The 6,127-nt window shown below is 66.2% G+C and carries 7 protein-coding genes; 2 read left to right on the top strand and 5 right to left on the bottom strand.

Features of this window, described 5'->3' with window-relative positions; translation table 11 throughout:
* Positions 1-118: 118 nt before the first annotated feature.
* Positions 119-748, bottom strand: coding sequence for a glutathione S-transferase family protein (locus GGD65_RS34610; RefSeq protein ID WP_018318808.1), 630 nt, complete (start codon positions 746-748; stop codon positions 119-121).
* A 133-nt stretch (positions 749-881) separates the two neighbouring features.
* Positions 882-1,184, bottom strand: coding sequence for a helix-turn-helix transcriptional regulator (locus tag GGD65_RS34605; protein WP_018318809.1), 303 nt, complete (start codon positions 1,182-1,184; stop codon positions 882-884).
* Positions 1,185-1,211: 27 nt separating this feature from the next.
* Here GGD65_RS34605 and GGD65_RS34600 point away from each other — a divergent pair, with 27 nt between their 5' ends.
* Together GGD65_RS34600 and GGD65_RS34595 are read left to right on the top strand one after the other, a co-directional pair.
* Positions 1,212-2,195, top strand: coding sequence for a threonine/serine dehydratase (locus GGD65_RS34600; protein WP_183238148.1), 984 nt, complete (start codon positions 1,212-1,214; stop codon positions 2,193-2,195).
* Positions 2,196-2,206: 11 nt separating this feature from the next.
* Entirely contained in the window at positions 2,207-2,626 is a 420-nt protein-coding gene (locus GGD65_RS34595; RefSeq protein ID WP_018318811.1) for a DUF6636 domain-containing protein, read from the top strand.
* 344 nt (positions 2,627-2,970) lie between these two features.
* On the opposite strand, the gene GGD65_RS34590 is transcribed toward GGD65_RS34595, so the two are convergent.
* The 3 genes from GGD65_RS34590 to GGD65_RS34580 form a co-directional block, all read right to left on the bottom strand.
* Positions 2,971-3,564: an N-acetyltransferase gene (locus GGD65_RS34590; protein WP_183238147.1), complete on the bottom strand. Its 594-nt coding sequence runs from the start codon at positions 3,562-3,564 to the stop codon at positions 2,971-2,973.
* 269 nt (positions 3,565-3,833) lie between these two features.
* A complete protein-coding gene (glpK, locus tag GGD65_RS34585) occupies positions 3,834-5,339 on the bottom strand; it encodes a glycerol kinase GlpK (RefSeq protein WP_092254339.1) in 1,506 nt (501 codons plus the stop codon).
* A gap of 314 nt (positions 5,340-5,653) precedes the next feature.
* Complete coding sequence (locus GGD65_RS34580) at positions 5,654-6,046, bottom strand: endonuclease domain-containing protein (RefSeq protein ID WP_183238146.1); 393 nt, start codon at positions 6,044-6,046, stop codon at positions 5,654-5,656.
* Positions 6,047-6,127: the final 81 nt, after the last annotated feature.

Here is a 6,127-nt window from a genome sequence, read left to right as displayed (position 1 = left end):
CCCGGATCGCGCTTCCCTCCGGCGTAAAATCAAGCGCGCTGGCTGGGACAACGCATTCCTCTTGGCCACCCTCAGCCATATGCGATAGCCCTGCCCTCCAGGGGAGGGTAAGTGCGCATCATCCCTTCGGCGGGGACAGCGGCTGCACGATCTCCCTGAACGGCGCGATAGCTTCGCAGCGCTCGGCATGCGCAGCCAGCGCCGGGTAACGCGACGCGTCGAACAGCTGCGGATGCGCCTCGCGGGTGAAGCGGACGACGCAGGCCACCGCGATGTCGGCGTGGCCGATGCGGCCGCCCAGCCAGTACGGCGTCGTCACCTTGGCGCGCTCGGCCTCCAGCACTTTCAGCACGTCGCCAATCTGCGCCTGGCAACGCTCGACCCACAGCGCGAGCTGCTCCTTCCGCAGCACGCGCTCATAGAGCAGGCTCACCGCCTTGTCGCCGAGACCGGAAGCGAGCGCGCAGATGCGCAAATGCTTCCGCCGCTCAGTGCCGCTGCGCGGCAGCATCGCCTTCTCTGGCCCGACAAGTTCGTCGAGATAATCCAAAATGACCGTGCTCTCGATCAGCGCCTCGCCGTCGTCGAGCACCAGGGTCGGCACCCGCCGCAGCGGATTATAGGGCGCGATCTGGTCGGCATCGCCGAAGGTCGACCACGGCCGGTGCTCGAAAGCGAGCCCGTAAAGCCGCAGCGCAATCGCGACGCGGCGGACGAAGGGGGAATCATATTGGCCGATCAGGAACATGGTTCTTGCTCTTCCAAGCGGTTGGACACGGCGGGGCCGTCCAGTCTCCACGACCTGATCGGCGCGGCGCAAGAAATATCTCGGAAATGAAGCATTGCACCGGCTGCAACTCGCCCGCGATGGCGCTGCGCGCTCAGAGGCCGTCCTGGATCGAGCGCTTGATGGCGGCAATCGCGGTCTCGTTGCGCTTGTACATCGTCCACTGCTTGATGCGTTTGGCGCGCACCAGCTTGGCGGCGGTCAGCACCCGCATGTGCTCGCTCACCGTCGGCGCGCTGACGCCGAGCTTTTCGGCGATCAGCAATCCGCAGACGCCGTCCTCGACCAGGTCGCCATCGGCCTGCTCGCGAAAATGCTTCCGCGGATCCCGCAGCCATTCCAGGATCTGCAGGCGACGTTCGTTGGCGAGCGCTCGCAGGGCGACGGCAAATTTCATTTAGCCATTTTGCTAATTACCTAATTGATGTCAACTCTCCGATGCGCTATCCTGGACGGCATCATGACAGCGACAATGGACATCACACGGGAGCGGATTGCGGCGACCGAAGCGGTCATCCGTCCGCATATCAGGCGCACGCCCCTTCTTCGAGCCGATCTCGCCGATTTCGGTCTGCCCGCGGCGCCCCTCACGTTCAAGCTCGAGATGCTGCAGCATTCCAGATCGTTCAAGGCGCGCGGCGCCTTCGCCAATCTGTTGCTGCGGCAGGTGCCGAAGGCCGGTGTCGTCGCCGCATCCGGCGGCAACCACGGCGCGGCCGTCGCCTATGCCGCGCAGCGGCTCGGCATCCCCGCCACGATCTTCGTGCCCGACATCACCTCACCTGCCAAGGCCGAGCGGATCAGGAATTATGGCGCAAAGCTCGTGATCGCGGGCAACCGCTACGCCGAGGCGCTCGCTGCGAGCGAGGCGCATGTCGCGCAGACCGGCGCGCTCGCCGTCCATGCCTACGATCAGGCCGAGACACTGCTCGGCCAGGGCAGCGTCGGACTGGAGCTGGAGCAGGACGCGCCCGGCATCGACACGCTGCTCGTGGCGGTCGGCGGCGGCGGGCTGATCGGCGGCATTGCGGCGTGGTTCGCCGGCAGGACGCGTATCGTCGCGGTCGAGCCGGAGCAATCGCCGACCCTGCACACGGCGTTCGAAGCGGGCGCCCCGGTCGATGCGCCTGCCGGCGGTCTCGCCGCCGACAGCCTTGCGCCGCGGCGCGTCGGCGAATTGATGTTTCCGATCGCCCGCGCTCATGTGGAGCGCGTCGTCCTCGTCAGCGACGCTGCGATCCGGCAGGCCCAGGCCGCCCTGTGGTCATGCTTGCGTCTCGTCGCCGAGCCGGGCGGCGCAGCGGCATTTGCCGCGGTGCTCTCCGGCCGCTATCGTCCCTCACCCACCGAGCGCGTCGCGGTTCTGCTCTGCGGCGCCAACACCAATGCGGTGAATTTCGACAGTTGAGCGGGAATGACATGACAAGGCCGCGTGCACTGATCCTGATATCGATCCTGCTGCCGATGGCCGGTGTCGCCTACGCGCAGGACCGCCCGATCGGCTTCTTGACGCCGTCGAAGAACATCGCCTGCCAATTCTTCACCGACAATGGTCAGGGCGTGCTCCGCTGCGACCTCATGAACATCGAGAGCCGCCCGCACCGTCCCGCCGATTGCGAGCTCGACTATGGCCACGCCTTCGAGATGAGCGCGAAGGGAGCCGCAGGGCGCATCTGCGCCGGTGACACCGTGATGGACGCCTCGCTGCCGGTGCTGGCCTATGGCGAGGCGTGGCAGCGCGGAGGATTCACGTGCCGGTCGGAGCAGACGGGGTTGACGTGTTTCAACGCGATGCAGCGGGGGTTTTCGCTGGCGCGGGCAGAACAGAGGTTGTTTTGAGGAGTAGCTGCATGGAGTGCAGCGGAATACGGGGACGCCGTCCCGGATTGCGCTGCGCTCCATCCGGGCTACAAGTGCTGCCACAAGTTCAGCCGTCATCCTGAGGCGCGAGCCTTGCGATGCGCGAGCAGCGCGAGGGGAGCCTCGAAGGATGGGCCACGGGCGCTTGCGGCCCATCCTTCGAGGCGCGCAAGAGCGCGCACCTCAGGATGACGACGAAGCGTGTGGCAGCGGACGATCCTAGCCGACACGAGCAAAGCGAGATGCGGTGACGCTCCCCTGATTGCGTTCGCCTCCGACCGGCGGCGGGCCAGCCGCTCATCTGGGTTACGCTCGCTCGCGCATCACTCAATGATCGGCACATGCTTCGCCGCCGTCCGCGGCGCCGTGCCGTCGAGGCGTGGATCGTCAGCCACCTCGATCTGGCGGCGGAAGGGGCGGAAGCCGGAGCGCTGGTAGAACGCGACGGCGGATGGATGATCGAGCGTGCAGGTGTGCACCCAGACGCGGCGGACGTCCCGCGACCAGGCGCGCTCCAGCGCGCGGTTCATCAGAAAGCGCGCGGCGCCAGTGCCGATCAGGGGTGCGGTGACGCCGAAATAGACCAGCTCGCATTGGCCGGGCTCGCGGAAGTCCATTTCGAGCAGGCCTTCGTCGCGGCCGTGCGCGACCAGTGCGTAGATCTCGATATCAGGCGCGTAGATGATTGCGGCAAGCTCGGTGTCGGTCATGCGGGCGCGCGAGAACCATAACCAGTCCTCGCCGACGCGGCGGAAGAGATCGCGATACCAAGGAAGCGTGGGGGCGTCGACCTTGCGCAGGGTCCAGACGCCGGTGGGATCGTCGCGGCGCGCGGGCGGCGTGGTCATCTCCAGATGGGTGACGACGGCGGCGATCTTGCCAGCAGGCACATCGGAATAGCCGTCGGGGAGGATCATTCTTTGTTACCTGGCTTCAAAGCGCGAGACTGCAGAGCTTACGCTGAACACTTCATCGTCGTCCCGGACAAGCGCGCCTTAAGTGCGCGCTGGATCCGGGACGTCCGCGCGAGCGCTTGCGCTCGTCGCGATAACCACAGGAAGTGGTATGGCGACGATCAATCGTTCGGGATTGGCTCCGCCTGCCGTCGACAGACCTCGCGGTATGGGTCCCTGCGCCCGTGCGCAATTGCGCACTAGGCAGGGACGCCGATTTGGATGGTGGCGTATCAGCCCTCCCCCTCATCGCTCGCCAGCACGCCCTTCACCGCCCTCGCCCAGCCCGCGAGCTTCCGCTCACGCGTCGCCTGGCTCATGTTCGGCTTGAAGCGGTGCTCGAGGCGCCAGTTGTCGGCGAATTTGGTCGGCTCGGGATAGACGCCGGCCTGGAGGCCGGCGAGGTAGGCGGCGCCCAGCGCGGTGGTCTCCTGGATCACGGGGCGATCGACGGGCGCGTCCAGCAAATCCGCGAGGCGCTGCATGGTCCAGTCGGAGGCGGTCATGCCGCCGTCGACGCGGAGCACGACGCTGGCAGTTTCCGAGCTTGGCCAGTCGGCGCGCATCGCGGCCCAGAGGTCAAAAGTCTGGTAGCAGACGCTTTCGAGTGCGGCGTGGGCGAGTTCGGCGGGGCCGGTGTTGCGGGTGAGGCCGAACAGCGCGCCGCGCACGCGGGGATTCCAATAGGGCGCACCCATGCCGACGAAGGCCGGAACGAGATAGACGCTCTGCATGGAATCGGACTGATCGGCGAGAGGTCCGGTCTCGGCGGCATGCTTGATGATGCCGAGGCCGTCGCGCAGCCATTGCACCGCTGAGCCGGCGACGAAGATCGAGCCTTCGAGCGCGTAAGTGCGTTTGCCATCGAGCTGGTAGGCGACGGTGGTGAGCAGCTTGTTCTTCGAGACAACAGGCGTGGTGCCGGTGTTGAGCAGCGCGAAGCAACCCGTGCCGTAGGTCGACTTCATCATGCCCGGGCGGAAGCAGGCCTGGCCGATGGTGGCGGCCTGCTGGTCGCCGGCAATGCCCGAGATGGCAATGGCACCGCCGAACAGATCGGGCGTGCTCTCGCCGAAGCGGGCGGAAGAATCCTTCACCTCGGGCAGCATCGAGCGCGGCACGCCGATGATCTCCAGCAGTTCGTCGTCCCATTGGCCGGTGTGGATGTTGAACAGCAGCGTGCGTGAGGCGTTGGTGGCGTCGGTGGCGTGCACCTTGCCGCCGGTGAGGCGCCAGAGCAGATAGCAATCGACCGTGCCGAACATCAGTTCGCCGCGCGCGGCGCGCGCCCGGGCGCCGGGGACGTGGTCGAGGATCCAGGCGACCTTGGTGCCGGAGAAATAGGGATCGATGATCAGCCCGGTCTTCTGCGAGATCACGGGCTCGCGGCCGTCGGCCTTGAGTTTGGCACAGATGTCGGCGGTGCGGCGGTCCTGCCAGACGATGGCGCGATGCACGGCCTGCCCGGTGGCGCGGTCCCACACCACGGTGGTCTCGCGTTGATTGGTGATGCCGATCGCCGCGATGTCCTTCGCGGTGATGCCGGCCTGCTCGATCGCCTCGCGGCAGACCATCACCGTCGAGGTCCAGATGTCCTCGGGCTCGTGCTCGACCCAGCCCGAGGCCGGAAAATGCTGCGGAAACTCCTGCTGCGCCTTCGCCGCGATGGATATGTCGCCGCGAAACACGATGGCGCGCGAGGAGGTGGTGCCCTGGTCGATGGCGAGGACGAAAGACATGGCGGCTTACCCTGGCGTTATCCCGGAGGGGATCATTGTGTCGCGCCAAAGAAAACGGGATTGCCGGCAAGAGGTCAAGGCGGGTCTCCCTTACCCTCCCCTGGAGGGGGAGGGTCGACCGCGCAGCGCGCGGGCGGGGTGGGGTGAAGCCACGAAGGCGGTCTCTCCTTCCTTCTAGAAAGAGCTCTCGCCCCCATCCGCAAGCACCGAATTCGCGGACAGTCTGTCACCCCACCCCGCTACGCATTCCGCTTCGCTGCATGCGTAGCGACCCTCCCCCTCCAGGGGAGGGTAAGACGACAGCGAACTGCAAGCTAGGTTCTGCGGTGCTTCAAGGGGGCGGCTTCCGCCTCGCTCGATCCATACAGCTCGACATAGATGCGCTCAAGCACAGCGGTCAGATCGCTCCCGATCTCAGAATTCCAGAATCGGATGACTCGATAGCCTTCGTTCTCAAGCCAGCGTTGCCGTTCGAGGTCCTGTGCCGCCACATCGTCTTCGTTGTGGTGTCCGCCATCGAGCTCGATGATGAGCCGCTTGGCCGGGCAGAAGAAATCGACTACGTACGGACCAATTGGCGCTTGCCGGCGGAAGTGCGAGCCGTCCATCGGAAGCTCCTTGAGGGCGCGCCACAGGATCCGTTCGTGCGGCGTGCTGTTCGCTCTCAACTTCTTCGCGGCGGCGCGTCGGATCGATGTTGAGACCATTTGCGTGGCTTCACCCCACCCCGCTCGCGCGTTTGCGCGAGCGACCACGGGCGAGCTACGCTCGTCCCGGACCCTCCAGGG

Origin of the sequence: Bradyrhizobium sp. CIR18 (assembly GCF_014198295.1) — a bacterium.
GTDB lineage: Bacteria > Pseudomonadota > Alphaproteobacteria > Rhizobiales > Xanthobacteraceae > Bradyrhizobium.
The sequence above is the reverse complement of the archived record's forward strand: the minus strand, read 5'-3'. Positions and strand labels throughout refer to the sequence as shown.

Excerpts from the sequence above, each read along its gene's own strand:
- GGD65_RS34590 (WP_183238147.1), bottom strand. The coding sequence starts at position 3,564 with ATGATCCTCCCCGACGGCTATTCCGATGTGCCTGCTGGCAAGATCGCC.
- GGD65_RS34610 (WP_018318808.1), bottom strand. The coding sequence starts at position 748 with ATGTTCCTGATCGGCCAATATGATTCCCCCTTCGTCCGCCGCGTCGCG.
- GGD65_RS34595 (WP_018318811.1), top strand. The coding sequence starts at position 2,207 with ATGACAAGGCCGCGTGCACTGATCCTGATATCGATCCTGCTGCCGATG.
- glpK (WP_092254339.1), bottom strand. The coding sequence starts at position 5,339 with ATGTCTTTCGTCCTCGCCATCGACCAGGGCACCACCTCCTCGCGCGCC.
- GGD65_RS34605 (WP_018318809.1), bottom strand. The coding sequence starts at position 1,184 with ATGAAATTTGCCGTCGCCCTGCGAGCGCTCGCCAACGAACGTCGCCTG.
- GGD65_RS34600 (WP_183238148.1), top strand. The coding sequence starts at position 1,212 with ATGTCAACTCTCCGATGCGCTATCCTGGACGGCATCATGACAGCGACA.
- GGD65_RS34580 (WP_183238146.1), bottom strand. The coding sequence starts at position 6,046 with ATGGTCTCAACATCGATCCGACGCGCCGCCGCGAAGAAGTTGAGAGCG.